Consider the following 26,757-nt stretch of genomic DNA (forward strand, 5'->3'; position numbering starts at 1 on the left):
CCGGGGACCGAGGCAAGGAAAAGATCACAAGCCGTGTGCGTCGGAAGGGAGTTGTCGGGCGGATCAGGTGGCGGGGAACTCCCCGCACCGTATGGCGGTGACGAACGCCGTCCAGCCGTCCGCCGGGAAGACGAGTGCCGGACCGTTCGGGGCCTTGGAGTCCCGGACCGGTATCACACCGGACGTGGCGAAGGTGGGGGAGAACTCCACGCACTGCCCCCCATCGCCCCCGCTGTAGGAGGACTTGACCCACTCGGCGACGGTGAAATCGAGGTCAGCGCTCATGATCCGTGCTCCTTCAACAGGGTCCTGATAAGGGCTAGCGATTCGCCCGGGGACAACGCATGTGCCCTCAGCCGATCGTAGTTATCCAAGGCCGCCTCAACCGTCCTGGCCGAGTCGTACAGCCTGCCTCCTTGCGGCCCGTCCGAGTAAAGCACGGTGGGTGAGTCAGCGAACATCAGCAACGTGAACGGCATCATGGCGTTCGTGGCAGGGGCTCCTGCCGAGAACGGCATGACCTGGAGGTCTACCTGCTGTGACGCGACTGCCGTCAGCAAGTACTCAAGCTGCCGCGCCATGACTTTGGCGTCACCTACGACCGTTCGCAAGCATGCCTCATGAAGGATGACCCACAGGAGCGGCGGAGTTTCCCGTTCGAACACCTCGCGACGCCGCAGTCGTGCGGCAACCCTGCCCTCAATCACCTCCGCTTTCTCCCGAGGGTGGGATGCACGGAAGATGGCCCGCGCGTAGTCCTCGGTCTGGAGGATGCCCATCACGAGGTTCGCGGAGTAGTCCAGTATCCGCGAGGCCTTCTGCTCCAAGTTGAGGTACGGGACGAACCACAAGGGGTGGTCCCCCTCGTCAATCCGCTTCAGCAGCCCAGCGAACAGCCCGTTTGTTCCGAACGCCAGGTCGCAGCCTCTCGCGAACTTCTCGCTGGGCATCTGCTTCCCCGACTCCACAGTGCTGACGTAGGCCTCCGAGTAGCCCGTCGCTTTACCTAACTGCTTCTGCGTGAGTTTGCGTCCGAGGCGTACGCGCCTCACATCCGCTCCGAAGCGCTGAAGAGCGTTGGGCGGCTGACTGAAGTCTTCGGACGGGGTGGTCTCGTCCACCACTCTGACCTCCCGTTACGGAGTCACGACCGGGGGTACCGCGCGCAGCAGACTTTGGACCCGGCGCTGAAGTCCCCCAAGTCTATGGGACGTCGTGTTCTCTTGGTGACCGATGGACTACGCCCGGTGCGCATCCGGGGCAGTCAGTCGCCACACCACCGGCCACACGCAAGACCCCCGCAACCGCATGCACCGCGGCCCGGGGGCGTGGCCCACAACCCCTGGGAGGTTGATGAGCGTGTCAGAGGCTATCGCGTGGATCTTCGAAGCGCTGCTACGTCTACTGCTGCCGCCGTCGGGCCGTCACCGCGCCGCGCCGCACCAGCACACGCCGACGCTGCCGCGTCCGGCCCGAGTGCCCCACGTACCCGCACAGCCCGTCCTCTCCGAGCTGCCGGACGACCCCGCTCCCGCCATGGTCCGGCCGTACGTCCTCGCGCACGCGCAACGCGAGGAGCGCGCTGCGCGTCGGCTGCGGCGGACGCTATGGCTGGCTGTGCACGGAATCGACATCGGCCCGCGCGTCATCCATGGCGTGAGGGTGGTGGCGTAGATGACCACTCCGGCAACGCCCCCACCGCAGCAGGGGCAGGACGACGGACCGCAGGGGCAGGGCGGCGACGATCGCCCCACTCTTGAAGAACTGTGGCAGCAGTCCACCGCCCTGAGTGAACAGATTGCCCAGCATCTGGGGCGGGGGCCGAAGTGACGAAGAGGACCGGCATTCAGCCCAGCCTCGCGGTCGGCATGGTGGTCTACGACCGGCATTACGACATGCCCGCGACCATCACCGACTTCGTCGGGCCGTTCGTATGCCTCACCCGCCCAACCGGCCTCACCTGGCGCTCGCCCCAGGCATCCGTACGCCCCGCCACCACGTACGAACGGCGGCAGCTACGCGCCATCGCCCGGCTGCACGCCCAGCGTCAACGAGGCATCGCCTCCGCGCGGACGCCGCCCTCTGCCGGGTGACCACCGTTTCCGTCCCCCACGGAAACACCCCGGCAGGGGCGCGGGCTCGGCGGCTGAATTTGCGGTGAGTATCGGACAGCGACACGCCGACGCCATGGCGTGTCGCTGTCCGATACTCACCGCAAACTCGGGGCCCGCGCAGACAGAACTCACCGAACACCTCGCCAGAGCGGACGATCAACCCATGCCACATGGACCCTGGCACGCCGAATGGACGTTCATCAGCGAAATCGGGGTCACCACAGGTACTGCACACACGCCACGGTACGTGGACCTCCGCACGACCGTATTCAAGGCCGCCGACGAGTCGATACGGGACCGGTCGCACGAGGAATCCGGCGAGCGAGCCGAGCCCTGGAAACTCCTGGTCGGGGCCCTGTACTCCGAGGCCATGCTGTCCGCGGACGAAGTCGGCGCATGGCAGTACGTGAGCCCGGACGGCTGGGCGCACGTAACCATCCGATTCACGCCGTAGCGACCAGGCTGTCGAACCGGAGACGGTCGTACGTGGTGAACGCCGGTTCCAGCGCATCGAGTTCGTCGATCAGTGAGTGCAGCCGCTCAGACCACGGCGCTGAACCGGCATCCGGCTCGTTTGAAACGGGATACGCCGCGCTGATCGCCTCCGACGTACTCAGCCGATGTGGAGGATCCGAAAGCGATCGGGTTCCGCCGGATCTCGGTCAACCACCTGGACTGGCGCCCAAGCCCATTGCCAGACGTTGATGCCTGGCGTGCGGGAGAACCGGATCTGCCCGCGCGTGCCTTCGACTGCGACGCGCGGCCAGGATTCCGCGATGCGCGCCCGGTCCGTGCCGTGGGAGCGCAGCACATCGGTGAGGACGGCGACCGTGTCGTAGCCCTCGAAGGCGACGAAGGAGGGCGCTTCGGCCAGCCGCTCGCGGAGGGCCGTCTCGACCCGTGCGCCGAGTGGGCTGAGGTGCTCGGGCAGGTAGCGCAGGAACGGGATCGCGGCTCCGTCGTCGCCCAGCAGCTGCGCCCATTCGGCGAACTCCGGTTGCCCGGCCGGAGCGCCGATCAAGATCTCGGCAAGGCGCTGGTCGCGGCGGACGGACTTGACGATCGGCACGGCCGGTTCCGGGTGGCCGACCAGAAGAAGGAGGGCTGTCGCGCGATGGCCGACGAGTTCGTCGCACACCGCCTCGGGGGTGAGCGCGCGCATGTCGAGTTCGATGAGGGTGCCGCCGCGTGGAGCGAGGTGGTCCCGCAGAATGCGGGCCCCGGATGCCCAGTAGACGCTCGGCTCGGCTGCTACGGCGATTCGGCTGTGGCCCGCGCCGAGGACGAAGTCCGCGTAGATCTGCCAGCCGTGGGATTGCGCCGGGGCGAGGCGTGCGACCCATTCCGTGGGCTGTTCGGTGAGCGTGTCGAGAACCGCGGACGAGCAGAGGAACGGCAGGCCGAGGGCGTCTGCCCTGGCGGCGGCGGCGCGAGCGACGACGCTGTGATACTCGCCCGCCAACGCGGCCACGCCGAGGTGAGCCAGTTCGTCCACGGCCGCCGCGGCCCTCTGTGGATCGGCCGCGGTGTCCCGGACCACCAGCTCGAGTGGTCGTCCGGCGATCCCGCCGGCGTCATTGACCTCGCGAACGGACAGCTCGAGGCCGGCGAGCAGGTGTCGGCCCGCCTCGACCCAGCCGGGCCGGGTCAGCGGAACGAGAGCGCCGATCCGGACGGCTGATCCGTCGGTCCGCTCCGAGCCAGGTGGCGATGGTGGCGTGTTCATGCGTGGGCGTCTCCTGAGCGACGATTCGGTAGCAGCATCAGCAAGCGCAGTGAGCGGATCCGACCGGCGCCGTCAACGGGTCGGCCGCGCGCCGCACCACACCGTTCGGGCCCTCGACCGGGAAACCCTCACGGATCCAGTACTCGATGCCGCCGATCATTTCCTTGACCTGGTAGCCGAGCCGGGCGAGGGCGAGCGCGGCACGGGTCGCGCCGTCGCAGCCGGGCCCCCAGCAGTAGGTGATGACCGGAACGGCAGGGTTCAGCAGGTTCGCGGCGCGCGCCGGTATCTCGGCGGTCGGCAGATGTACCGCACCGGGGACATGCCCCTGCGCCCACGCCTCGTCCCCGCGTGAGTCGATGAGCACGAAGCCCGGGTCACCGGACTCCAGTGAGGCGCGGACATCGGACACATCGGCCTGGAAGGCAAGGCGTGCGGCGAAAAAGGCGGCCGCCTCTGCGGGTGCCGTCGGCGGCACCCGCAGGGCCGCGCTGATCAGGGTCTTGGACATGTCCTCAACGCTAGGCTCCCCGCCCATTCCCCAGAACTCAAGATCAACGGTCCGGCCCGCACCGCGCCGTGCAATTCGTGGTATCCATCGGCTATGGCCGCTGATTCCCTTGACACAACCGATATACGCATCCTGGAAGCCCTGCAACGCAACGGCCGCGCCAGCTACGCCGAGCTGGCCCGTAGCGTCTCCATGTCGCCGAGCGCCGTCACGGAACGCGTCCGACGGCTGGAGGAGAGCGGCGCCATCTCCGGCTACTCGGCCATCGTGAGCTCCGAGGCCCTGGGGCTCGACATCCTGGCTTTCGTCCGTCTTCGCTACCCCACTGGCAACTACAAGCCGTTCCACGACCTGCTCGACACCACTCCCGAGATCGTGGAGGCCCACCATGTGACGGGCGAGGACTGCTTCGTCCTCAAGGTCGTCGCCCGATCGATGCGCGACCTGGAACGCACCACGGGCCGCATCGCCGCCCTGGGCTCCGTCACCACGAGCGTCGTCTACTCCAGCCCTCTTCCGAGCCGGTCGGTGACGACGGTCGTGGCCCGGGTACCGTCCGGCGGGTCCGGCGACTGACCCACCGGACCCGCGTCAGGCGGTCGTGGGGACGAGCCGCCACTGCTGGCAGTTGTTGTTCAGCCAGGTCCACTGGCGTACGTCCGCGCCGTCCGCCGTGGAGCAGTCGGCGACGTCGGCGACCTTGCCGCTGTTGGCGTTGGTGATCCGGACGTGGTCGCCGCCGGTGTAGACGAGCCGGGACTTCTGGCAGTTGTTGTTCAGCCACGACCACTGGCGGATGTCGGCGCCGTCGGCGGTGGAGCAGTCGGCGGTGTCCATGACCTTGCCGGTGGCCACGTTCACCAGGCGGCTGGTGTCGTCGCCCATGTCCTCGACGCGCCACTTCTGGTTGGCGCCGCCGGTGCAGGTCCACTGGAAGATGTTGGTGCCGTCGGCGGTGTTGCCGCCCGATACGTCCAGGCACTTGCCGCTGTTGCGGTTGACCAGGGTGTACGCGGTCGGGGTGGTCGCCGTCTCGCCGGACGGGCCGGGCAGGGTGGTGCCCAGGGCGACGGGGGTGCCGAAGTTCGGGGTGCCGTCCGCGTTCCAGGTGAACTTCTGCGCCCGGGTCGTGCGGCCGTTGCCGCAGCCGCCGCCGGCCGTGTTGTTGCCGTGGTAGACGATCCAGTTCTCGGTGCCGTCGGGGGAGGTGAAGAACCCGTTGTGGCCGGGGCCGTAGACGCCGGCCGCGTCATCGCGCTGGAAGACCGGCGTCTGCTTCTTGGTCCAGGCGGCGGGGTTCAGCGGGTCGGCGCCGGTGAGCTCCAACTGGCCCAGCTTGTAGTCGGGGGTCTGGCAGGAGCTGGCGGAGAAGGTCAGGAAGGTGCGGCCGCCGCGGTAGAGCGGCTCGGGGCCCTCGTTGACCGGGCTGCCGGAGGTCTCCCAGCTCAGGGTGGGGCTGGAGATGATGGTGAAGGTGGAGTCGGCGAGCGTGTACGGGTTGCTCATCGGCGCGATGACCAGGCTCTGCGCGCTGCCGTTGATGAAGCCGCTGCCCACCAGGTACAGCTTGCCGCCGTGCCAGAGCACGCTGGCGTCGATGAGCCAGCCGCCGGGGGTGAGGTTGGATCCGGTGAGGCTGTTCTTGTAGGTGTACGGGCCCATGGGGTCGGAGCCCGCGCTCTCCAGCACATGGGTGCGCTGGGTGTCACAGCAGGCGGAGCCTCGGTTGCCCGCGGAGTAGTACAGGTACCACTTGCCGTCGAGGAAGTGGATCTCGGGTGCCCAGAAGTTGGAGTTGCGGCCCGAGGTGGAGTCGGACCACACCTGGACGCTCGGCGCGGTGGAAAGGCCGGCCAGCGTGGGCGACTTGCGCATGGTGAGCTCGCCGGTGAACGAGGTCGTCACCAGGTAGTAGCTGCCGTTGTAGTACTCCAGCCAGGGGTCGGCGCCCTTCTGCGCCTTGACCGGGTTGGTGTACGGCCTGCCGTCGGCCGCGGCGGCGGCCTGCGCGGACTGGACGGTGACCAAGGGCGCGAGCAGGGCCAGGAGCGCGGCCCCGAGGATCAACCAGCGGTGGGTGCGGGTGCGGAGCACGGCAAGTCCCTTCCAGCGGCGGCCTGTTCGAAATTACGAACGCTGTACGTGACTTCGGCCAGGAGGTAGAGGCGGCGCCGGACGGGCGTCAAGAGAACGGACGCGTTCGGTGACGACGGCCCGAGTGCGTACCGTCAGCCGCGCTCGGCGCCGTGTATGGGAGCTAGGCGGGCCGGCGGAAGGTCCACCAGATGATCGCGGCGCCCACCACGGCCGCCGCTGCGCCGACGATGGCCGCGACATGCATGGCGTGGACGAAGCCCTCGTCCGCGAAGTCGGACAGCCTGGGCATGGAGAGCCGGTCGGCGAGCGCCCGGGTGGCCTCCGGTGACTCCGCGGCGGCGCCGGCCGCGGCCGGAGGCAGGTCGTCCAGCTTCGGGGTGATCTCGTTCCGGTAGACCCCGGCCAGGACGGAGCCGAGGACCGCGACCCCGAGCACCCCGCCGATCTGCCGCATCGAGTTGTTGACGGCGGAACCCGCGCCGGTCCGGTCGGCGGGGAGGACGGCCATGATGGCCTCGGTGGTGGGGGCGACGGCGGCGCCCATGCCCAGGCCCTGGAGGACGAGGAAGACCCAGAACAGCCCGAGGCCGCTGTGCTCGTCGAGGAAGACATAGCCGAAGAAGCCCACCGTGGCGATCAGCATGGCGCAGGTCACCACGGACCGCGCGCCGTGGAGGCGGACCAGCCGGGCCGACAGCGGGGCGCCGAACAGCACACCGAGGGCGACCGGGGCGATGGAGAGGCCGCACTCCAGGGGGGTCTGGCCGTGGACGCCCTGGAGATAGAAGCTCGTGTAGTACATCGAGCCGTTCACCCCGAAGAAGGTCAGCATGACCGCGACGCTCGCGCCGGTGAACCGGAGGTTGCGGAACAACCGGACGTCGAATCCGGGGCTCGACACGCGGAGTTCGACCAGGACGAAGACGACGACCAGGAGCGCCCCGCCGGCCAGCGAGCCGAGGACGGCCGGGCCGGTCCAGTCGTTGCGGTGACCGCCCTCGATCACGCCCCAGACGACGGCGAACAGGCCGGCGGTGGAGAACAGCACGCCGAGCGGGTCGAACTTCTTGCGGACCTTGGCGACCGCACCGGGGAGGTAGACGAACGAGCCCACCGCGCACAGCACCACGATCGGCACGTTCACCAGGAAGATCGCGCCCCACCAGAAGTGGTCCAGGATCGCGCCGCTGATCATCGGGCCGGTGGCGATGGCGATGCCGCTGGAGCCGGACCAGATGGCGATGGCCATGGCGCGGTGCCGCTCGTCGAAGACCTGGGCGATGAGTGCCAGGGTCGCGGGCATGATCAGCGCGCTGCCCAGGCCCATCACGCCGCGGGCGACGATGAGTTCCTCGGCCGAGCGGGCGTAGGCGGCCCACACGGAGGCGGCGCCGAAGATCAGCATGCCGGTCAGCAGCAGCCTGCGGTGGCCGTACCGGTCGGCGAGCACCCCGCCGGTGAACAGCAGCACCGCGAAGATCAGCGTGTAGGAACTGATGCTCCACTGAAGCTGTTTGGGGCTGGCGCCGAGTCCGTCGTCCGGGTCGGCCAACGTCGTGAGCGCGACGTTGAGCACGGTGTTGTCCAGCCACACCGCCAGTTGGGACAGGACGAGCACCGACAGAGCGAGCCATTGGCGGCCGGTCGGCGACCGGGAAGGGTCGGCCGGCGCGGCGGCGGTCGTCGCGGTGTTCTGTGCAGCCATGTGTGCGGCGCCTTTCGGGACCCGGGGGTAGATGGGTCCGCCGTCGTACGGCAAGGGACTCGTGCTGGCTTCAAGCGAAGTTATCAATGGGGGGCCGGGGCCGCAGCCTCTTGAGCACACGGGAAGGCATATCTCGGCCTGAGTGAACCCTGACCGCTGGCATTTTCCTGCCGAAGATTGGCCCTATATACCCTCAGGGGTATGCCTTGCGGTTGGGTGTGGACCCTCGTTACTGTGCCGAAAAAGGAACCGGGGGGTGTCCTTTGAGCCAATTTCGAATTCAACCAGACGACGGTACGCCCATTGAAGGAATTGCGGGGGAAGTGGGCGTGAGGGGGGCGATTCGGGCGGAGCCGCAGACGGGGGCCGACAGCCTCGAAGACACTCTTGGGCAGGCATTGCGCCTGCTCGAGTCCGCCGTGCATCACCACCGACGCGCAACGCTCGTCTCCGTGACGGCCGATCTGCCGGTGGACGGCGAGGCCGTGGCCGGGTGGGTGGGCCGGCTGGTGCTGCGGGCCGAACAGGACGTGATCTGGGCGCTGCCCGAGATCGCCTCCGACGAGCACGCCAACCTGACCGCCCAGACGCTCGCCCAGCTCCTGGACAAGGGCGTCAGGGTCAGGCTGCTCTGCCCGCAGCCGGTGATCAGGGGCGCCCGCTGGCACCGGACCATCGGGGAGCTGGGGCCCCGGGTGGACGTGCGGCTGTCCGGCGCGGTGCGCCAGGAACTGGTGGTGGTGGACGGCGCGGCGGTCATCGCCCCCGACGCCGCACCTGGGGAGCCGGGCGGGTCCCGGGCCTCGATGATCCAGAACTCGACCGTGGCCGACATGCTGTACCGGCTGCTGTGCGGCATGTGGGACGCGGCGCAGCGCCCCTCGCGGCCGCTGTCCTTCGAGGGCGGGGCGCGGGGGCGGGTGCTGCGCGAGGTCCTGATCCTGATGGCCGAGGGGTACAAGGACGACGCGGCGGCCCGGAAACTGGGGCTTTCGGTGCGTACTTACCGGCGCTATGTGGCCGACATCATGCGGGACCTGAGGGTCGAATCCCGATTCCAGGCCGGTGTGTGGGCCGCGCGCGCGGGGCTCATGGAGTCATACCCCGATTGACGGCCCGACTGGCGGCCGACATGGGGACCCGCGGTTCGGCCGCTGGCTCGATCTCGCGGGTTTCATGACGTCCGGTGGTTTGCGGCCGCCTCTAGTGGTGTCCCTAGAACCGCCTCCTTAACTGGCGGCGACTGGCAGCTTGCTGCCGATTAACCGGGCGCAACACCTGTGACCGCGCCGGGCGCGGCAGGTATATGACAGCCGGGGTTACCAATCGGTCACCTGAGACCGGGCACATGACAGCTAGTGGACTCCGGGGTTGTCGCGGTCTGAACCGGCGCTTAGCGTCATGGGCACGTTCCTCGCTTGCTTTGCCCATGCCCAAAAATGGAGGTGCGCGGTAATGGCCGCCATCGTCGAAGAGCGCCAGGAAACAATCAAGGAAATCGTCACGGATATCCTGGAGATAGACCCGGACGAGGTCACGGAGACCAGCCTCTTCAAGGAAGAGCACGACGCGGATTCGCTGCGGGCCATCGAGATTCTGGCGGCCCTCGAAAAGGAGTTCAACGTCGTCATCCCGCAGGCGCAGCTCAGCCGCATGGTGAACCTCGACGGCGTCTACGAGGTCGTCTCCGAAGCGGCCGGCTGGTAACGGACCCCGTGGCGGACTCAAGCGAAGGCAGGGCGATATGCAGGGTGAGCCGGCCCGCAGGGTCGTGATTACGGGTCTCGGCACGGTGTCCGGCATCGGCGTCGGCACCGCCGAGTTCCTCGCCGGACTGCGGTCAGGGAAGAGCGCCGCGAAGCCGATCACCGCTTTCGACACCGAGGGGTTCGACCACGCCACGGCGTGCGAGATCACCGACTTCGACCCCGGCGAGTGGATCCGGCACCTCGACGTCCGGACCCTCGGCCGGGCCAGCCAGTTCTCCGTGTCGGCGGCGCGGATGGCGGTGGCCGACGCCGGGCTGACCGAGGACGACCTGCGGGACGTCCCCACGCTGATCTCGGTCGGCACCACCGACGGGGAGTCCAGGGACCTCGACCACCTGGTGGAGGTGGAGGTCGACCAGGGGCCCGAGCAGATGGACGGCGTCATCGCCCGGCGCGTCCCGGCGGGCCGGCTCTCCGCCGCGGTCGCCCAGGAGCTGGGGCTCACCCGGGTGGAGGCCGTCACCCTGCCCACCGCCTGCGCGGCGGGCAACTACGCGATCGGGTACGGCTTCGACGCCATACGCGGCGGAGATGTGGACTTCGCCCTGTGCGGCGGCGCCGACGCCCTGTGCCGCAAGACGTTCACCGGTTTCTACCGGCTGGGCACCATCGCCCCCGAGCGCTGCCAGCCTTTCGACAAGGACCGCAAGGGAATCCTCACCGGCGAGGGCGCGGGCATATTGCTGATGGAGAGCCTGGAATCGGCGCTCGCCCGCGGCGCCCGTATCTACGCGGAAGTCCTCGGATACGGCCTCAACTGCGATGCGCACCACCCCGTCGCACCCCACCAGGACAGCGTGGCCCGCTGTATGCGGATCGCCCTGGACAATGCCGAAGTCAAGCCGGAGGAAGTCGACTTCATCTCCGCGCACGGCACCGGCACCAAGGCCAACGACGTGACCGAGGCGCGCGCCATCCGTCAGGTTTTCGGCGAAGATGATCCACCCCGCACCGTGTCCGTCAAGTCGATGGTCGGCCACACCATGGGGGCCGCCAGCGCGCTCGCCGCCATCGCCTGCTCCCTCGCGCTCACCGAGGGCTTCATCCCGCCGACCATCAACCACACCGAGACCGACCCCGAGTGCGGGCTCGATGTCGTGCCGAACCGGGCCATCGACGCCGACGTGAAGATCGTGCAGAACAACGGCCTGGCCTTCGGCGGCAACAACGCGGTCGTGATCTTCGGCAAGCGCGACGCGGACTGGTCATGACTCAGCTGGTGACCGGCGCGGGCGCCGTGGCGAGCGTGGGCGAGGGCGTCGACGAGGTCTTCCGGGCGCTGTGCGCGGGCACCAGCGGACGTGGCGAACTGCGCGGCTTCGACCGGGACCGGTACCGGGCGCGCCACGCGTACGAGATCGACGACCGCCCCGCCGAGGGCGGCGACATCCCCGGCCGCGCCACCGCGTGGCTGCTGCGCGCCGTCGCCGAGGCCGCCGCCCAGGCCGGCCTCGGCGACGACCTGAGCGGGGTGCCGGTCCTGGTCGGCACCGGACTGCGGGAGCTGCGCTCGGCCGAGCTGGCGTGGTGCGAGGGCACCCCCCTCGACCCCGACCGGCTGCACTTCGGCCCCGCGCTGCGCGAGCGCTTCGGCGCGGAGCGCAGCTACACCTTCTCGGGCGCCTGCTCGGCCTCCCTGTACGCGCTCGCCCTGGCCGCCGACCTGCTGGCCACCGGCGCGGAGGACACCGTCGTGGTGGCCGGGGTCGACACCCTCACCGAGTCCATGTTCGGCCTCCTGGACCGGGTGCACGCCGAACCGCCCGAGCGCGTCCAGCCCTTCGACCGCGCGCGGCGCGGGGTGCTGATGGGCGACGGCGCGGCGGCGGTGGTGCTGCGGCGGGAGGAGCCGCAGCGGGGAGAGCCGCAGCGGGAGGGTGTGCCGCGGGGAGAGCCGCCTCGGGCAGGGGTCGCCGGCGCGCCGCTGGGGGTGCTGCGGGCCGTCAGCATGAACTGCGACGCCCGCCATGTCACCGCCCCCGACCCCAGGGGGATCGCCGAGGCCGTGACCGAGGCGCAGTGGCGGGCCGGGGTCAAGCCCGGCGAGATCGACCTGGTCCTGCTGCACGGCACCGGCACCCTGCTCAACGACGAGGCCGAGGCGACGGCCATCGCCGAGGTTTTCGGCCATGACGTCGGGGTGCCCCTGATGACCGCCATCAAGTCCATGACCGGCCACACCTCCGGGAGTTCGGGGCTGTTGAGCCTGATCGTCGCGCTCAAGTCGCTGTCCACCGGACAGGTGCCGCCGACCCTGGGGCTGACCGAGCCGGTGGCGGAGGCGGCGGGCTTCCGCTTCGTACGGGAGCGGGTGGAGGGCGCCGAGCTGAACGTCGCGCAGATCGACGCCTTCGGGTTCGGGGGCGTCAACGCGGTGGCGATCGTGGAGCGGGCGGAACCATCTCCCGCATCTCCGGCCGGCGCGGGCGGGAGGACGGGCAGATGACCCCCCGGACGCAGCGGACTTCCCAGGAGGTCGTCGTCACGGGTGTAGGGCTGGCCCTGCCCGGCGCCGACACGCCCCGGGAGCTGCTGCGCCCCGCCGACACGCCCCGCACGCCCCGCGCGCCGCTCGAGCCGTACGACACGGGCGCCCGCATCGGCCGCCGAGGCCACCGCTACAAGGACCGCGCGACCCAACTGGCGCTGTGCGCCGCGCTCGGCGCGCTGCGCGACGCCGACCTGATCCGCGGCGACGGCGGCGACGGCAGGGAGCTGACCGTGCCGGGCGTGACGGTGGGCGTGGTCGCCAGCTCCAACCTGGGCAACCTGGACACGGCGTGCCTCACCGCCGCCGCCATCGCCAAGGAGTCGGTGGCCGGCCTCAGCCCCATGGGCCTGCCGAACGCCTCCAGCAATGTGATCGCCTCCTGGGCGGCGATCCACTTCGGGCTGCGCGGCCCCAACCTGATGCTGTGCAACGGCGCCACCTCCGGGCTGGACGCCGTCCACTGGGCCGCGACGCTGGTGACCGCCGGGCGGGTGCGCCGCGCGCTGGTGATCGGGGTCGAGACGCGCAACCCCGTGGTGGAGGGGCTGCTGCACGGCTCGTCCGACGGCCTGGCGGACGGCCTGGCGGACAGCTCCGCCGAGGAGCCGCTGCTGGACGGCGCGGCCGCGCTCGTCGTCGAGGGCGCCGCCTGGGCCCGCGACCGCGGCGCCGCGCCCGCGGCCGTCCTGGGCCGCTACGAACGCCGGGCCGAACTCGCCGCGTGTGTAGAGGCGTTGGTGCCGGGGGACCGTACCCCGGGCGTCTGGTTCACCCCCGAGGGCTACGGCACGCCCCGCGACGCGGAAGCCGGGTGCCGGGGCGTCCCCACCCCCCTCCCTGAAACCGTACCCCGCCATGACCTCACCGCCGCCTTCGGCCGCGCTTCCGGCGCGCTCGGCGTGCTCCAGTGCGCCGCCGCGGTCGGCTGGCTGGGCGAGGCCGGGACCGGGGCCGGGGCTGGGGCTGGGGCGGGGGCCGAAGCGCTGGTCACCAGCGGCGACGACGCCGCGGACGCCGTGGCCGCGCTGCTGCTCGGCCCTCCCGGGCGGCCCTCCGCCGACCCCCGGCAGCCCGGCGGAGCCGCCGCGTGAACACCGCGGACGCGCCGGTTCAAGGCGCCGAACCGAGCCGCATGGTGCGGCTGATCCGCCCGGCCGCCACCGAAGACCCCGCCCCGGCCCGGCTGCTGCTGTTGCACGGGCTGGCCGGCGGTGCCTCCGTGTGGGAAGGCTTCGCCGAACTGGCCGACCCGGACTGGGAGGTGTGGGCGGCCGATCTGCCCTGGAGCGGCTTCTCGCGCCCCGGGTGGCCGGACCGCCCCGTCACCGACTGGGTGGACCGCGCCGTGGCCGGGGTGCCCGGCGGCCCCGATGTGATCGCCGGTCACTCCTTCGGGGCCAACGCGCTGCTCGCCTGGCTCGCCGGGCCCGGACCGCGCAGCGCGCCCCGCCCCGCCGGAGCCGTCCTCGTCTCCCCGTTCTACCGGCCGAGCCGGCACGACTTCGACTGGGCCACGCTGTCGCACTACGTCAACAGCTTCGACCGGATCATCGAAGAGGGTCTGACGGTCAGCGCCGGGCACCGGCTGGCCGCCGACGTACGGCACCAGATGGCGCTCAAGGTCCGCGAACACGTCGGCCCGTACGGCTGGATGCGCTTCTTCGGGATGTATCTGGAGACCCCGCGGCTGCCCGTGGAGCGCCTGCGCACCCCGTTCCTGATCGTCGGCGGGGAGCGGGACGGGGCCGCCCCGGCCGCCGAGGCCGAGGCGCTCGGCCGGTCGCTGCCCCACGCCGACGTGCGCGTCGTCACCGACGTCGGCCACTTCCCGATGGTCGAGCGCGTGGCCGAGTTCTCGGAAGCGGTCAACGGCTTCCTTCGCACGATCACCGTCCGGCGCCCCCGGCCGGGCGGACCCCGTTTCGTTGACCGTTTCGCTGACGGTTTCCCCCTTGATGTTTCCCCCGATGGAGTACACCTGATGACAGCTGCGGTAGAGCCGACATTGACCAAGGCCCTGCTCGCCGACACCACCACCGTGCGGCTGCGACCCCGCTACGAGGGCTCCAATATCTGCACCTGGATCGGGTTCAAGCACGTCAATTACCTGGTGGAAGAGGCCGTGCTGATCCACTTCGCGCAGAGCGGGGTGCCGGCCCGGCAGCTGTACGAGGAGTACGGCCTCGGCCTGGACGTCGTCGGCCTGGACACCCGCATCCTGCACGCGTTCCACATGGACGACGAGGCCGAGGCCGAGGTGGTGCCGGACACCTCGGCCGAGGACGGCACCCTCGGCTTCCGGGTGACCGTCCGCGTCGACCGGGACGGCTCCACCCTGAAGGCCGTCACCTCCAAGGTGCGGGTCTCGCTGCGCACGGACAGCTATCTGGACCTGCCCACCGAGGCCCCCGCCGAGCTGGCCCGCTTCACCGTCGCGCGCCTCGGCACCCACGAGGGGGCGGCGGAGGAGGCCGGGGCCTGCGTGGCGGCGGACGCGGTGCTCGCGGCGGGCGGCGACGAGGCGGCGGTGCTGGGCGCCCTCACCGAGGGCCGCAACGCCTACGCCTGGAAGTGGAACATCACCTACCCCTACTGCCACTTCACCGAGCGGCTCCAGATGTCCGGCTATCTGCGGCTCATGGAAGAGGCCAAGGACCGCTTCGTGCTGGACCGCGGCATCTCCATCAAGACCCTGCTGGACGACCGCAAATGGATCCCGGTCGTGCCGCGCTCCGCCCTCCGGATCGTCGACGAGGCTCTGATGGAGGAGGACCTCTACACGGTCTACACCGTGGAGGAGATCTTCAAGGACTTCACCTACACCTCCCGCATGGACTGTTACGTCGTCCGCGACGGCAGGCTCACGCTCACCGCGACCGGCCGGATCGTGCACGGCTACGCGGTGATCGAGAACCGCCGCGACTGGCATCTGGTCCCCTTCGACCAGCGGGTGCTCGGCGCGCTCGCCGGCCAACCCGGAAGCGGCAGCTGATGTCCGGCGGCGCGACCGACGTACTGGTCACCGGGCTGGGCGCGCTGAGCTGTCTGGGCTCGGGCACCGAGGCCCTGTGGCGAGGCATGCACACCGCGCGCAGCGCGCCGACGAAGGTGCCCGACCCGCTGGCGCACATGGACCACCCGCACATGTATCTGGTGCCCGACGCCGATCTGCCGACGGGGCCCGAGGAGCAGGACGGGCTGCCGCTGGGGCGCGGATCCCAATTCGCCATCGCGGCGGCCCGCGAGGCCGTCGACAGCGCGGGGCTCACCGGCCTGGCCGGGGTGGACCCGCGCCGGGTGGCCGTCTCGATCAGCAGCGGCATGGGCGACTCCGATCTGCACGAGCGGCGGCGGGCCGGCGAGCCCGCGAACCACGACGGCTGGGCGCCCGCGTTCCCGGTGGCCTCGGCCGTCGGCGGATGGCTCGGCGCCCAGGGCCCCAACACCAGCCTCACCAACGCCTGCGCCGCCAGCGGCTACGCGCTGTCCGTCGCCGCCGACCTGATCCGCTCCGGCGAGGCGGACGTGGTCGTCGCGGGCGGCACCGAGGCGTACTCCCGGGTCGCGCTGGCCTGCTTCAACCGGCTGGGCGCGATCGACCCCGAGCGCTGCCGCCCGTTCGCCGCCGACCGGCGCGGCACGATCTTCGGCGAGGGCGCCGCCGTGCTGGTCCTGGAGTCGGCGGCGCATGCGCGCGAGCGGGGCGCGAAGACGGTCTACGCGCGCCTGGCGGGCGCCGGCTGGAGCTGCGACGCCCACCACGCGACCGCCCCCGAGCCCGGCGGCGAACAGATCGAGCGCGCCATGCGCGAGGCCCTGCGGGAGACGGACCCGGCCCTGGAGGCGGCGCCCGGGGCGGGCGGGCTCGGCTTCGTCGTCCCGCACGGCACCGGCACCGAGCTCAACGACGTCGTGGAGGCCCGGGCGCTGGCCGGGGTGCTCGGCGAGGCCGCGCCGCGGACCCCGCTCTACAGCGTCAAGGCGCTCCTCGGCCACACCGGCGGCGCGGCGGGCGCGTTCGCGGCGCTGGCCGCCGTCCTGGTGCTGCACCACAGGACGCTTCCGCCGAACGTGCCCGTGGGCAGGCAGGACCCCGGGTGCGAGGTGCCGCTGCCCACCGGGCCGACCCCCATGACCGCGCCCTACGGCCTGGTCAACGCCTATGCCTTCGGCGGCAACAACGTCTCGCTCGTGCTCCGGGAGGCGGGCGCATGACCGAACTGGTGGTGTCGGGCGTCGGCACGGTGCGCCCCGAGGGGTTCGACTTCAAGACCGCGCTCGGCCCCCGCGGCTACAAGTACCTGCCCACCGCTTCCCAGTACTTCCTCGCCGCCGCCAAGCGGGCCCTGGCCGGGATCGGGCCGGACGCCCTGGACGGTGTGGAAGCCGAGCGCCGCGGCGCCGCGGTCGGCACCAACAGCGCCGCCGCCGCGCTGCACGACGCGATGGACCGTACGGTCATGGAGACCGGCGCCGAGGATCTGAGCCCGGTCACCGCCCCGTACTTCTCCATCAACCTCTTCGGCAGCCGCCTGGCCACCGAGCACGAGCTGAAGGGCTTCAACCTCACCTTCGCCAGCCCCCGGGTCGCCGGTCTGGAAGCCATCGAGAGCGGCCGGCGCGCGCTGGCCGCCGGCCGGGCCCACTGGCTGCTGGCCGGGGCCACCGAGCAGGTGCTGGCCGAGGGCGAGCCGGGGGCGGAGACCTCCGAGGCCGGGGCGGTCGCCCTGGTGCTGGAGCCGGCGGCCGCCGTCGCGGCGCGCGGCGGGCGGGCGTACGGCCGGGTGGCGGTCCGCTCGTTCTTCCTGCCGCCGGCCCTGGCCGCCGCCGGGAGCGGCGCCGAGCACGCCCGGGCGCTGATCGACGGCGCGCTCCAGGCCCTCGGCCACCGGGGCCTGGGGCCGGATGGCCCGCTTCCGGTCACGGCCGTGCTCGACGGCTCCCCGGTCGGCGAGGCCGTCGCGGCGGCGCTGGGGGAGCGGGCCGAGTACGTGCCCGCGGGCGCCGGCTGTCTGGAGCCGGTGGCGCGGGTCGCCGCCGCCCTGGCGGAGGGGGCGGGCCCGGCGCGGGTGGTCGTCACCGCGGCGGCGCAGGGGAACGCCGCGGTGTGCCTGGTCACCCCGGGCGACCCCGGAACACAGGCCGGAACACAGGCCGGAACACAGGCCGGAACACAGGCCGGAACAAGCACCGGAGCACAAACCCGAACACGAGCCGAGACACAAGCCGAAACGACGCGTACCGAAGCACAAGCGGAAGAAGGCGGAGGGTGAGCGGCTGATGATCACATCACTCGAGGGTTCCTGGTGCCTGATCCTGGGCGCCTCCAGCGGTATGGGCCTGGCCACGGCCCAGGAGCTGGCGCGCGAGGGCGTCAACATCCTGGGCGTGCATTTCGACACCGCGGAGGGGCAGGAGAAGGCCGCCGTCGCGGGGGAGGAGTTGCGCGCCCACGGCGTCCAGGCGCACTTCTTCAACGCCAACGCCGCCTCCGCCAGAACCCGGGAAGAACTGCTGCCCAGATTCGCCGAGCTGACCGGCGGATCCGGGATCAGGATCCTGGTGCACTCCCTCGCCTTCGGCACCCTGCTGCCCTTCGTCGCACCCGAGGGCGAGCCCGGTGTGACCTCCCGCCAGATGAACATGACGCTCGACGTCATGGCCCACTCCCTCGTCTACTGGACGCAGGACCTGTTCACCGCGGGCCTGCTGCGCGAGGGCGCGAAGGTGTACGCGATGACCAGCGCGGGCGGCGCGCGCGTGATGCCCAGCTACGGCGCCGTGTCCGCGGCCAAGTCGGCCCTGGAGTCCCACGTCCGCCAGCTCGCCCTGGAGCTCGCCCCCTCCGGCATCGCCGTCAACGCGCTCCGCGCCGGGGTGACGCCGACCCCGTCCATGGAGCGCATCCCGAACAGCGGCCGGCTCGCCGAGTACGCCCGCGGGCTCAATCCGCACCGCAGGCTGACCCGGCCCGAGGACGTCGCCGAAGCCATCTCCCTGCTCTCCCGCACCGACTCCTCCTGGATCACCGGCAATGTGATCGGAGTCGACGGCGGCGAGATCCTGACCTGACCGGCCTGATGTGATCCCGTGGCCCGAGGACCGACGATGACCAGTGCGAAGACCGGCGGCGCCCCGCCGCGGCGGCCGGGCGGCGCCCTGCGCGCCGCCGTGGCGCCGCTGCTGGGCCTCGCCGCCGCGGCCAAGCACGCGTATCAGCTCTACCACCCCCCGCGCCCCGCCGGGCCCGCGCGCACCCCGGCGGACAAGGGGCTGCCCACGCACCACAAGACCGTGGTGGCCTCCTACGACGGCGTCCCGCTGCGGGCGTGGGTGGTGCCGGGCGCGGGGCCGCACACCGTGGTCGTGTGCCACGGCATGGGCCGCACCAGGTCCATGACGCTCGGCCACATCGCACTGCTCCACCGGGCGGGCCACCACGTCGTCGCGTACGACATGCGCAACCACGGGGACAGCGGCGCCGACCGGGCGCTCGGCCGCATGGCGGAGCGCTACATCAGCGATCTGCGGGACGTGCTCTACGCCACCGCCGCCGACCCCCGGCTGCGCGGCGGCGCCATCGCCCTGTACGGCTTCTCCTTCTCGACCTGGCCCGCCCTCCAGGTGGTGCCCCGCTCCCGGGTGCCGGTGGCCGCCGTCATCGCGGACAGCGGCCCGGCGTACGACGTCCCGGCCGGGCTGCGCCACTTCGCGGCGCTGCGCGGGCGGACCATGCGGCGCTGGCTGCGCGGGCCGCTCACGCTCGCCGTCCAGGGGCGCGCCTTCGAGTTCTTCGCGATGCGCATGCTCGGCCTCGCCGACTGGCCGCCGGACCTGTCGGCGTACGACACCCGGCTGATGTTCATCGGCAGCGCGGAGGACACCTTCGTCCGCCCCGAGGCCGTCGAGCGGACCGCCCGCCACTACCCCGGCGCCGAGTACTGGACGGCGGCCGGGGCCCCGCACATGAGGGGGGTGCGGTTCGACGCGGCGGAGTACGAGAAGCGGGTCCTCGGCTTCCTGGCCGAGGCGTTCGACGCGTCCGAGAAGGCCGCGGAGGTGGGTGACTCATGACTGACCATCTGCTCGTCGAGAGCGGCGGGCCCGAGTCCGGGGCCCCCTGCGAACGGTTCGTCGGCGACGCCGTACGGCTGCTCCAGGACGGCCACCACGTGGTGCTGTTCCTCGTCGAGAACGGGGTGACCGCCGCGCTGCCCGGCGCCTCGCACGGCGTCGCGGCCTTTCTGCGCGGCGGCGGCGAGCTGTGGGTGGACGGCTTCTCGGCCGCCCAGCGCGCCCTCCCCGCCGAGGACCTGCTGCCCGGATCCCGCCTCGCCGGCATGGACGAGGTGGCGGACCGGCTGCTGGCACCCGGCCTGCGGGCGGTGTGGCACTGATGGCCTGGAAGCCGCCGCCCACCGATGTCCTGCTCCAGCTCCTCGGCGCGCCCCACCAGACCGAACTGGTCAGCTCCGCCCTGCGGCTGACGACCGCGCTGCTCGCCAAGGGCGCCCGGGTCCAGATCTGGGCCTGCGGCGACGCCACCCGGCTCACCTGGACGGGCCTCGGCGACACCAAGCCGCGCAACTACGGCGACTGGGAGCGGGAGTACCCCTCCGCCCTCCGCGTCGTGCGCGAGCTGCTGACCGACCACCCGGACCGGCTGCACTGGTACGTCTGCGCCTTCTGCGCCGAGGAGCGCGGCACCTCCGACCAGATCCCGCAGGTGCGCAGGCGCCCCATGTTCAAGTACGCCGAGCATGTGGCCGTGGCCGGCACATGTCTCTCCCTGGGGGTGCACTGACCATGCCCGAGGCGACGGCGGCGCGCTGGCTGGTGATGATCGAACGGGCCTACCGGGGCGCGGTCGAGCGGCAGTTCGCCGACGTACTGTCCCTGATCACCGAGTTGCACCGGCAGAGCGGCGGCACCGACCTGGCGCTGCGCGGCCTCGCCGTCAGCTACGCCCTCGACACCGACTACGAACCGGCGGTCCGCATCGGCGGCCGCACCCTCGACACCCTCCCCGACCCGCGCGCCACCGTGCGGGACATCGTGGCCGCCGGGGTGGCCGTGCTGGTCGAGGAGCCCGACCTCACCGCGCTCGGCCGCACCGCCGCCGACCGGCTGCTGCCCGGCGTGCGCGTCGTCGAGGGAGGCGGGCTCGCGGCCCGCTGGGCGTCGTACGAACAGGTGTGGTTCCTGTGACCGGGCCCGCGTACGAGACGGGGCCCGCGTACGGACGCGCGCCCGCGCGGGAGACAGCGCCCGCGTACGAGAGCGCGCCCGCCGGCCGCCCGCACACCTCCCCAGCCTCTACCGAAGGAGTACACGGATCCATGGTCTTCGCCACCGCCACTGCCACCGGCGGCCCGGTCATCTCCGCCTGGGCCGCCGTATCTCCGCTGGGCCTGCACGGCGCGGACTTCGCCACCGGGCTGCGCTCCGGCCGCCGGGCCGGGAAGCCGCTGGACCCCGAGGAGTGGTCCGTGCCCTTCGACAAGGCCTGCCTCGTGCCCGACTTCCACATCAAGCAGATCCTGGGCCGCAAGGGCACCCGCTCCATGGACCGGACCACCGGAATGGCCGTGACCGCCATCGGCCGGCTGCTCACCGACGAGCGCCTGCCCGGCGTGGGCGAGAACACCGGCGTGGCGCTGGGCACCAGCACCGGAAGCGCCCAGTCCATCATGGACTTCACCCGTGACTCCCTGGTCGGCGAGCGGCCCTTCTTCGTGGACCCGGCCCGGTTCCCCAACACCGTCATGAACTGCGCGGCCGGCCAGACCGCCATCTGGCACGGGCTCAAGGGCCCCAACACCACCATCGCGGGCGGCCGCGCCACCGGGCTGCTCACCCTCCAGTACGCGCTGCGGCTCCAGCGCGCCGGGCGGGCCACCACCGTGCTGTGCGGGGCCGTCGAGGAGTTCTCCTCCGCCCGCGCCTGGCTGGAGTGGCACTCCCGCGCCGACGGCGACACCGCCGCCGTGCTCGGCGAGGGCGCGGCGGTGTGGCTGCTGGAGCCGGACGGGTCCGCGCGCGAGCACGGCCGGGGCGGTCTGGTCGAGGTCGCGGGGCTGGAGTTCGGCTTCGCCGCGGACCCCGGGGGCGGCACCGGGCGGGCCCGCACGGTGGTCGCCGACGTGGTGCGGCGGCTGCTCGACCGTACGGGCGCGGAGCCCGGCCGGATCTGGGCCGTCGCCGACTCGCAGGCCCCGGGCGCGGAGGGGGAGGCGGAGCGCGCCGCCCTCGCGGACGTGCTCGGCGGCCATGAGCCGCTGCGCGTCTCGGCCGCCGACTCCATCGGCGACACCTACGCCGCCTCGGCGGCCTTCCAGATCGCCGCCGTGCTCGCGCTCGCCGAGCGTCCGGACACCGCCCCCGGCAGCCTGGCCCTGATCACCTCGGTCGACCGGGACGGCGTGGTCGGCGCGGCCCTGCTGCGGACCCGGCCGCAGGCGACCACGTGACCGCGTGCGCGACCACCCCGAGGAGCTGGTTGAGATGACGGACGACAGCACAGCGGTGCGCACCGCCCTGGTCTTCCCGGGCCAGGGCGCCCAGAAGCAGGGCATGGGCGAGGCATGGCGGGAGACCGGGTCCTGGTCGCTGGTGGCCGGGATCTCCGAGCACACCGGGGTCGACGTCGAGGACCTGCTGCTGAAGGCCGACGACGAGACGCTGCGCCGCACCGACCTGGCCCAGATCGCCGTGTTCACCACCGAGGTCCTCGCCCACCGCGAGGCGGCCGCCGCCGGCGTACTGGGCGAGGTGGTTGCGTGCGCGGGGCACAGCCTGGGCGAGTACACCGCGCTGTACGCGGCGGGGGCGCTGCCGCTCGCCGATACCGCGCGCCTGGTCGCCGCCCGTGGCCGGGCCATGCGCGGGTGCGCCGAACGCTCGCCCGGCACCATGGCCGCGGTGGTCCGGCTCGACGCGGAGACCGTGGAGGGGCTGGCCGAGGCGGTCCGGGAGGCGGGCGAGGAGCTGTGGGTCGCCAACACCAACGCGCCCGGCGCCATCGTCGTCTCGGGCACCGCCGACGGAGTGGCCCGGCTCGGCGAATCGGCCGTCGAGAGCGGTGGCAAGGTGATCCCGCTCGCGGTCGGCGGCGCCTTCCACAGCCCGCGCATGGCGGCCGCGGCGGCCGAGCTCGAGGCGGCGCTGGCCGCCGTGGAGTTCGCCGCCGAGCACATGCCCGTCGTGGCCAACGTGGACGCCCGCCCGCACACCGGCGGCGACACATGGCGCGACCTGGAGCTGCGCCAGCTCACCAGCCCCGTCCGCTGGGAGCAGAGCGTACGGACCCTGGCCGGCGAGCTCGGCTGCACCCGGTTCGTGGAGCTCGGCCCCGGCCGCCAGCTGACCGGGATGATCCGCCGCATCGCCAAGGGCGCGGCGACCGTCGCGGTCGACTCGTCCGCCGCCCTGGCCAAACTGACCCACACCCCCGACCCCGGCTGAACCCAACCCCCCTTGAGAAGCGCGAGGAGAACCCGCATGGCCGACACCGCCGCCGCCCTGGACCTGGAGGAGCTGCGCGCCTTCGTCGCCGACGTCCTCGATGTGGAGGAGGAAGACGTCACCGACGACGCCGACTTCGTGAAGGAGCTGGGCGTCGACTCGCTCATGGCCCTGGAGGTCATGGTCGTCCTGGAGAAGAAGTACTCGGTGAAGCTGAAGGAGCAGGAGATGAAGGAGATCACCTGTCTTCGGAAGGTCTATGACCTGCTCGCCTCGAAGCTGGAGAAGTGAGGTGCCGACCACAAGAACATGCGGACCGGTCGACGGCACGGTGGAGGTCGTCGACCCCGGGGCCCCGGGCGGCCGCCCGGCCCGGACCACGGTCCTCATCGACCCGGCGGAGCGGGTGTTCGCCGGGCACTTCCCCGGATTCCCCGTCTTCCCCGGGGTGTGCGTCGTCGAGTACGCCCACCGCGGCGCGCTGGCCACGCTGCCCGAGCCGGGCGAGCGCTGGACCCTGCTGGCCGTCGAGTCGTCCCGGTTCACCAGCCCGGTGTTCCCCGGCGACCGGCTGAGCTGCGACATCACCTGGGCACGGGACACCGGGTCCCGGGACACCGGGGCGCGGGACGCCGGGGCCTGGCGCTGCCGGGTGGCCGTGGCCACCGGGCGGGGGCCCGTCGCGCTCGTCCGGCTGCGCTACGCCCGCGACGGCGGGCGCTGCGCGCAGCGGGAGGCCCCGCAGGCCGACGGCGCCGCCTCCTTAGCCGGGGATCCGGCGCCGCACCGTACGGTGATCACGGCCGGTGAGATCAGGCGGGTGCTGCCGCACCGCTACCCCATGCTGCTGATCGACCGGGTCACCGAGCTGGTGCCCGGCGAGCGCGCCACCGGCCTGAAGGCGGTGACCTGCAACGAGCCCTGGTACGAGGGAATCCCCGACAAGGCCGCCGACGCCGCCGAGGCGGACTACCACTACCCGTGGACGGCCCTGATCGAGTCCTGGTGCCATGTCGCCGGGGTGCTGGTCGCCCACGACAGGCCCAATCCGGATGTGCTCAGCGGCCAGGTCATGCTGCTCGGCGGCATCACCGACGCCACGCCGCTGCGCCCCGCCGTCCCCGGCGACCTCGTCGAGCACCGCGTACGGCTGACCCGCCAGATCGGCGAGACCTTCATGTTCGAGGGCGAGAGCCGGGTCGGGGACGAGACCGCCCTGACGGTCGGCCGGCTGGTGATGACGATGCGCCCCGCCGCGGACCTGACGGACGCGGCCCCCAAGGGAGGTGAGTGACCGGATGCCCCACACGAACGGGACCGAGCCCATGACCAAGCGTGTCGCGCTGGTCTCCGGCGGCTCGCGCGGCATCGGCCGCGCCACCGTGCTGAGGCTGGCCCGGGACGGCTTCGACGTCGCGTTCTGCTACCGGTCCAGCCCGGACGCGGCCCGCACGCTGGAGAAGGAGGCCGAGGAGCTGGGCGGCGGGCGGGTGATCGGCAAACAGGCGGACGTCTCCGACGCCGACTCGGTGCGCGAGCTGGTGGCCTTCGCCCAGGAGCGGCTCGGCGCCATCGATGTGGCGGTGACCTCGGCGGGCATCACGCAGGACAATCCGCTGCTGCTGATGAAGGACGAGGAGTGGCGGGCGGTGCTCGGCGTCAACCTGGACGGCACGTACCACGTGTGCCGCTCGGTGGTCTTCGAGATGATGAAGCGCAAGTCCGGCTGCATCGTCAACATCTCCTCGGTGGCCGGGGTCCACGGCAACGCCACCCAGAGCAACTACGCGGCGTCCAAGGCGGGGATCATCGGATTCACCAAGTCGCTCGCCAAAGAGGTCGGCCGCTACGGCATCCGGGCCAATGTGGTGGCGCCGGGCTTCATCGATACGGATATGACCTCCTCGCTGTCGGAAAGTACGCAGAAGGAGGCGCGCAAGAGCATCCCGCTCGGCCGCTTCGGCCGCCCGGAGGAGGTCGCCGACATGGTGGCGTACCTGATCGGGGCGGAGTACGTGACGGGCGCGGTCTTCGAGGTCGACGGCGGCATCGTCATCTGAGCCGTCCGGAAGGAGAGGGAGGGGGGATGGCGATGGTCCGCGAACGCCGCAAGAGCAAGGCGCCGCGCTTCTATTTCAATTTCCGCAGTCCGTACAGCTGGATCGCCTACCGTGATCTGATGGACCGCTATCCGGATGTCGCACAAGCGGTGCAGTGGCACCCTTGGTGGGAGCCGGACGCGGACGGCGAGCGCCTGATGAACGAGCACGGCGAGACGTTCCCGTACACCCCGATGTCCCGCGAGAAGCACCTCTACATCCTCCAGGACGTACGGCGGCTCGCCCGCGCCCGCGGCCTCGACGTCACCTGGCCGTTGGACGAGGACCCGGTGTGGGAGGTGCCGCACCTCGCGTACTTCCCGGCTCTGGAGGCCGGGCTCGGCCCCCGGTACATCGAGCTCGTCTACCGGGCGCGCTGGCAGGAAGGCCGCGACATCTGCGACCCGGCGACGGTCGCGGGCATCGCCGAGGAGCTGGGGCTGCCGGCCGACCGGCTGGCGCGGGCGGCCGAGGACCGGCAGCTGCGCGAGGGGCCGGGGCTCGCGGCGCTGCTCGCGCTGGGCCGGGACGGGGCGTTCGGCGTGCCGTTCTTCCTCCACGGCTACGACAAGTTCTGGGGGGTGGACCGGCTGCCCGCCTTCGTCGAGTCCGTCCGCGCCCGCCCGCCCGAGCCCGGCGCGGACTCCGCCGGCCACCGCTGGGCGGTGCCCCCTGCCGCGGCCCGCTCCGGCGACCAGGGCCATGCCGGGGGCTGCGGCTGACCCCGAGCCGCAGCCCGACCTGTTCCACTCCTGTTCGACCCGCCCGACCCGCCCGAGACGACCGAGACGAGACCGCTCTGATTCCCGACGGACCCCCCATCCCCGCACGGAGGACGCTGATGTCCGAGCCACGGCAGACGCCGGTACGGAATCCCGCGCTGAAGTCCCGCGTCGTGTCGGCCGCGGCGCTGCCGCTGGCCCCGCTGTACGGGGCCTCGCTCGCCTATCGGGCCTTCCACCCGCGCCGCCGGGCACAGCACGGGCATCCGAGCGACTATGGCCTGCCCGTCACGGAGCTGAAGATCCCCTTCACCGGCCGGAAGTACGTCCACGCCTGGCTGTGCCCCGGGTCCGGGCAGAAGGTCGTGGTCCTCGGGCACAGCATGGGGATGAGCAAGACGCGCAGCCTCGGGCACGCCAAGTTCCTGCACGACGCGGGCTACACCGTCTGCCTGTTCGACCACCGCAACCACGGGGCCAGCAGCGTCGACCGGGCGCTGCTCGGCCTCGGCGACCGGTTCGCCAGCGATGTCACGGCCGTCGTCTCCCATCTGCGCGGCGGGCAGGGCTACGGCCGGGCCCGAATAGCCGTCTACGGCTTCTCCTTCTCCTGCTTCTCGTCCATGTGGGCGCTGACGCACGAGGGCTTCTCCGTGGACGCGCTGGTGTGCGACAGCGGCCCCGGCCATGACGTACCGCCGCTGCTGCGCAAGTACCTGGAGGCCGGGATGCTGCCCGTGCCGCGGCTGCTGAGCGGGGAGCCGTCCCTGTCGGTGGTGACGGGGGTGCTGTGCTCGCTGGCTCCCGCCCTGGTGCGGGCGCAGTGGCCGCCGCCCGCGACGGGGAAGTTCGCCGAGATACCGCTGCTGTTCATGTCGGGAGAGCGGGACGCCATCGTGCCGCCCTCCTCGGTGGACGCGCTCGCCGAGCGTTATGCCCAGGCCGAGACGCATGTCCTGCCCAAGGCCGAGCATCTGCTCGGGCTGGAGACCAATCCCGAGGCATACGCGAAGGTCGTACTGGATTTCCTCAAGCGGGCCCTGGGGTAGCCACCGACCG

At 71.9% G+C, this 26,757-nt stretch carries 31 protein-coding genes and 1 pseudogene; 25 read left to right on the top strand and 7 right to left on the bottom strand.

Features of this window, described 5'->3' with window-relative positions; genetic code table 11:
* Positions 1–63: 63 nt before the first annotated feature.
* Both ACH4S9_RS01010 and ACH4S9_RS01015 read right to left on the bottom strand, forming a co-directional pair.
* On the bottom strand, positions 64–285 hold the full coding sequence (locus tag ACH4S9_RS01010) for a DUF397 domain-containing protein (protein WP_385340390.1): 222 nt from the start codon (positions 283–285) through the stop codon (positions 64–66).
* Entirely contained in the window at positions 282–1,121 is an 840-nt protein-coding gene (locus tag ACH4S9_RS01015) for a Scr1 family TA system antitoxin-like transcriptional regulator (RefSeq protein ID WP_385340392.1), read from the bottom strand. Before ACH4S9_RS01015 ends, ACH4S9_RS01010 begins: the two co-directional genes overlap by 4 nt.
* A gap of 232 nt (positions 1,122–1,353) precedes the next feature.
* Between ACH4S9_RS01015 and ACH4S9_RS01020 the strand changes: the two genes are divergently transcribed.
* From ACH4S9_RS01020 to ACH4S9_RS01030, 3 genes are all read left to right on the top strand, one after another.
* Positions 1,354–1,674, top strand: a complete 321-nt coding sequence (locus tag ACH4S9_RS01020; RefSeq protein WP_385340394.1) for a hypothetical protein — start codon at positions 1,354–1,356, stop codon at positions 1,672–1,674.
* A 152-nt stretch (positions 1,675–1,826) separates the two neighbouring features.
* Positions 1,827–2,093, top strand: coding sequence for a hypothetical protein (locus ACH4S9_RS01025; RefSeq protein WP_385340399.1), 267 nt, complete (start codon positions 1,827–1,829; stop codon positions 2,091–2,093).
* Between the two features lie 184 nt (positions 2,094–2,277).
* A complete protein-coding gene (locus tag ACH4S9_RS01030) occupies positions 2,278–2,568 on the top strand; it encodes a hypothetical protein (RefSeq protein WP_398369005.1) in 291 nt (96 codons plus the stop codon).
* Here ACH4S9_RS01030 and ACH4S9_RS01035 read toward each other — a convergent pair.
* Genes ACH4S9_RS01035 through ACH4S9_RS01045 form a run of 3 tightly spaced genes read right to left on the bottom strand, consistent with a single transcriptional unit; the run spans position 2,558 to position 4,351 of the window.
* Positions 2,558–2,731: a DUF6058 family natural product biosynthesis protein gene (locus tag ACH4S9_RS01035; RefSeq protein ID WP_385340438.1), complete on the bottom strand. Its 174-nt coding sequence runs from the start codon at positions 2,729–2,731 to the stop codon at positions 2,558–2,560. The two genes, ACH4S9_RS01030 and ACH4S9_RS01035, sit on opposite strands and share 11 nt — an antisense overlap.
* The gene (locus ACH4S9_RS01040; RefSeq protein ID WP_398369007.1) at positions 2,728–3,840 is read right to left on the bottom strand and encodes an ABC transporter substrate-binding protein; all 1,113 of its coding nucleotides are present in this window, start codon (positions 3,838–3,840) and stop codon (positions 2,728–2,730) included. The genes ACH4S9_RS01035 and ACH4S9_RS01040 overlap by 4 nt, the downstream gene beginning before the upstream one ends.
* Positions 3,841–3,877: 37 nt before the next feature.
* The gene (locus tag ACH4S9_RS01045) at positions 3,878–4,351 is read right to left on the bottom strand and encodes a rhodanese-like domain-containing protein (protein ID WP_358844638.1); all 474 of its coding nucleotides are present in this window, start codon (positions 4,349–4,351) and stop codon (positions 3,878–3,880) included.
* A gap of 93 nt (positions 4,352–4,444) precedes the next feature.
* On the opposite strand from ACH4S9_RS01045, the gene ACH4S9_RS01050 reads away from it, so the two are divergent.
* On the top strand, positions 4,445–4,927 hold the full coding sequence (locus ACH4S9_RS01050; protein ID WP_358844639.1) for an Lrp/AsnC family transcriptional regulator: 483 nt from the start codon (positions 4,445–4,447) through the stop codon (positions 4,925–4,927).
* A gap of 15 nt (positions 4,928–4,942) precedes the next feature.
* On the opposite strand, the gene ACH4S9_RS01055 is transcribed toward ACH4S9_RS01050, so the two are convergent.
* Both ACH4S9_RS01055 and ACH4S9_RS01060 read right to left on the bottom strand, forming a co-directional pair.
* On the bottom strand, positions 4,943–6,445 hold the full coding sequence (locus ACH4S9_RS01055; protein ID WP_398369010.1) for a family 43 glycosylhydrolase: 1,503 nt from the start codon (positions 6,443–6,445) through the stop codon (positions 4,943–4,945).
* Between the two features lie 163 nt (positions 6,446–6,608).
* Positions 6,609–8,153, bottom strand: a complete 1,545-nt coding sequence (locus ACH4S9_RS01060; protein WP_398369012.1) for an MFS transporter — start codon at positions 8,151–8,153, stop codon at positions 6,609–6,611.
* 452 nt (positions 8,154–8,605) lie between these two features.
* On the opposite strand from ACH4S9_RS01060, the gene ACH4S9_RS01065 reads away from it, so the two are divergent.
* The 21 genes and pseudogenes from ACH4S9_RS01065 (at position 8,606) to ACH4S9_RS01165 (ending at position 26,747) form a co-directional block, all read left to right on the top strand.
* Positions 8,606–9,265 (top strand): helix-turn-helix transcriptional regulator, encoded by a 660-nt coding sequence (locus ACH4S9_RS01065; RefSeq protein WP_361188012.1) that lies wholly within the window; start codon positions 8,606–8,608, stop codon positions 9,263–9,265.
* Between the two features lie 343 nt (positions 9,266–9,608).
* Positions 9,609–9,860, top strand: a complete 252-nt coding sequence (locus tag ACH4S9_RS01070; RefSeq protein ID WP_311727250.1) for an acyl carrier protein — start codon at positions 9,609–9,611, stop codon at positions 9,858–9,860.
* A gap of 37 nt (positions 9,861–9,897) precedes the next feature.
* Entirely contained in the window at positions 9,898–11,133 is a 1,236-nt protein-coding gene (locus ACH4S9_RS01075) for a beta-ketoacyl-[acyl-carrier-protein] synthase family protein (RefSeq protein WP_352134299.1), read from the top strand.
* On the top strand, positions 11,130–12,368 hold the full coding sequence (locus ACH4S9_RS01080) for a beta-ketoacyl synthase N-terminal-like domain-containing protein (protein ID WP_398369015.1): 1,239 nt from the start codon (positions 11,130–11,132) through the stop codon (positions 12,366–12,368). Before ACH4S9_RS01075 ends, ACH4S9_RS01080 begins: the two co-directional genes overlap by 4 nt.
* The gene (locus tag ACH4S9_RS01085; RefSeq protein WP_398369017.1) at positions 12,365–13,504 is read left to right on the top strand and encodes a beta-ketoacyl synthase N-terminal-like domain-containing protein; all 1,140 of its coding nucleotides are present in this window, start codon (positions 12,365–12,367) and stop codon (positions 13,502–13,504) included. The genes ACH4S9_RS01080 and ACH4S9_RS01085 overlap by 4 nt, the downstream gene beginning before the upstream one ends.
* 41 nt (positions 13,505–13,545) lie before the next feature.
* A pseudogene (locus tag ACH4S9_RS01090) lies at positions 13,546–14,211 on the top strand (alpha/beta fold hydrolase); the annotation flags it as partial.
* 183 nt (positions 14,212–14,394) lie between these two features.
* Complete coding sequence (locus ACH4S9_RS01095; RefSeq protein ID WP_398370476.1) at positions 14,395–15,405, top strand: hypothetical protein; 1,011 nt, start codon at positions 14,395–14,397, stop codon at positions 15,403–15,405.
* The gene (locus ACH4S9_RS01100) at positions 15,405–16,628 is read left to right on the top strand and encodes a beta-ketoacyl-[acyl-carrier-protein] synthase family protein (protein ID WP_398369019.1); all 1,224 of its coding nucleotides are present in this window, start codon (positions 15,405–15,407) and stop codon (positions 16,626–16,628) included. Before ACH4S9_RS01095 ends, ACH4S9_RS01100 begins: the two co-directional genes overlap by 1 nt.
* Positions 16,625–17,686, top strand: a complete 1,062-nt coding sequence (locus ACH4S9_RS01105; protein WP_398369021.1) for a beta-ketoacyl synthase N-terminal-like domain-containing protein — start codon at positions 16,625–16,627, stop codon at positions 17,684–17,686. Before ACH4S9_RS01100 ends, ACH4S9_RS01105 begins: the two co-directional genes overlap by 4 nt.
* Positions 17,687–17,693: 7 nt before the next feature.
* Positions 17,694–18,485, top strand: a complete 792-nt coding sequence (locus ACH4S9_RS01110; RefSeq protein ID WP_311727243.1) for an SDR family oxidoreductase — start codon at positions 17,694–17,696, stop codon at positions 18,483–18,485.
* Between the two features lie 36 nt (positions 18,486–18,521).
* Positions 18,522–19,487 carry an alpha/beta fold hydrolase gene (locus ACH4S9_RS01115; RefSeq protein WP_361194094.1) on the top strand — a complete coding sequence of 322 codons (966 nt, stop codon included), beginning with the start codon at positions 18,522–18,524 and terminating at the stop codon, positions 19,485–19,487.
* Complete coding sequence (locus ACH4S9_RS01120) at positions 19,484–19,810, top strand: hypothetical protein (RefSeq protein ID WP_352134306.1); 327 nt, start codon at positions 19,484–19,486, stop codon at positions 19,808–19,810. Before ACH4S9_RS01115 ends, ACH4S9_RS01120 begins: the two co-directional genes overlap by 4 nt.
* Positions 19,810–20,217 carry a hypothetical protein gene (locus tag ACH4S9_RS01125; RefSeq protein ID WP_352134307.1) on the top strand — a complete coding sequence of 136 codons (408 nt, stop codon included), beginning with the start codon at positions 19,810–19,812 and terminating at the stop codon, positions 20,215–20,217. The genes ACH4S9_RS01120 and ACH4S9_RS01125 overlap by 1 nt, the downstream gene beginning before the upstream one ends.
* Positions 20,218–20,219: 2 nt before the next feature.
* Complete coding sequence (locus tag ACH4S9_RS01130; RefSeq protein ID WP_352134308.1) at positions 20,220–20,621, top strand: hypothetical protein; 402 nt, start codon at positions 20,220–20,222, stop codon at positions 20,619–20,621.
* A 131-nt stretch (positions 20,622–20,752) separates the two neighbouring features.
* Entirely contained in the window at positions 20,753–21,883 is a 1,131-nt protein-coding gene (locus tag ACH4S9_RS01135) for a beta-ketoacyl synthase N-terminal-like domain-containing protein (RefSeq protein ID WP_398369025.1), read from the top strand.
* A 34-nt stretch (positions 21,884–21,917) separates the two neighbouring features.
* Positions 21,918–22,877 (top strand): ACP S-malonyltransferase, encoded by a 960-nt coding sequence (locus ACH4S9_RS01140; protein ID WP_398369026.1) that lies wholly within the window; start codon positions 21,918–21,920, stop codon positions 22,875–22,877.
* Positions 22,878–22,913: 36 nt separating this feature from the next.
* Entirely contained in the window at positions 22,914–23,168 is a 255-nt protein-coding gene (locus tag ACH4S9_RS01145; protein ID WP_311727235.1) for an acyl carrier protein, read from the top strand.
* A gap of 1 nt (position 23,169) precedes the next feature.
* Complete coding sequence (locus tag ACH4S9_RS01150; protein WP_398369027.1) at positions 23,170–24,171, top strand: 3-hydroxyacyl-ACP dehydratase FabZ family protein; 1,002 nt, start codon at positions 23,170–23,172, stop codon at positions 24,169–24,171.
* Between the two features lie 31 nt (positions 24,172–24,202).
* A complete protein-coding gene (fabG, locus tag ACH4S9_RS01155) occupies positions 24,203–24,937 on the top strand; it encodes a 3-oxoacyl-[acyl-carrier-protein] reductase (RefSeq protein ID WP_361194105.1) in 735 nt (244 codons plus the stop codon).
* A 26-nt stretch (positions 24,938–24,963) separates the two neighbouring features.
* A complete protein-coding gene (locus tag ACH4S9_RS01160; RefSeq protein WP_398369029.1) occupies positions 24,964–25,698 on the top strand; it encodes a 2-hydroxychromene-2-carboxylate isomerase in 735 nt (244 codons plus the stop codon).
* Positions 25,699–25,817: 119 nt separating this feature from the next.
* Positions 25,818–26,747: an alpha/beta fold hydrolase gene (locus ACH4S9_RS01165; RefSeq protein WP_361194111.1), complete on the top strand. Its 930-nt coding sequence runs from the start codon at positions 25,818–25,820 to the stop codon at positions 26,745–26,747.
* Positions 26,748–26,757 lie beyond the last annotated feature (10 nt).

Origin of the sequence: Streptomyces sp. NPDC021225 (assembly GCF_044332865.1) — a bacterium.
Lineage (GTDB): Bacteria > Actinomycetota > Actinomycetes > Streptomycetales > Streptomycetaceae > Streptomyces.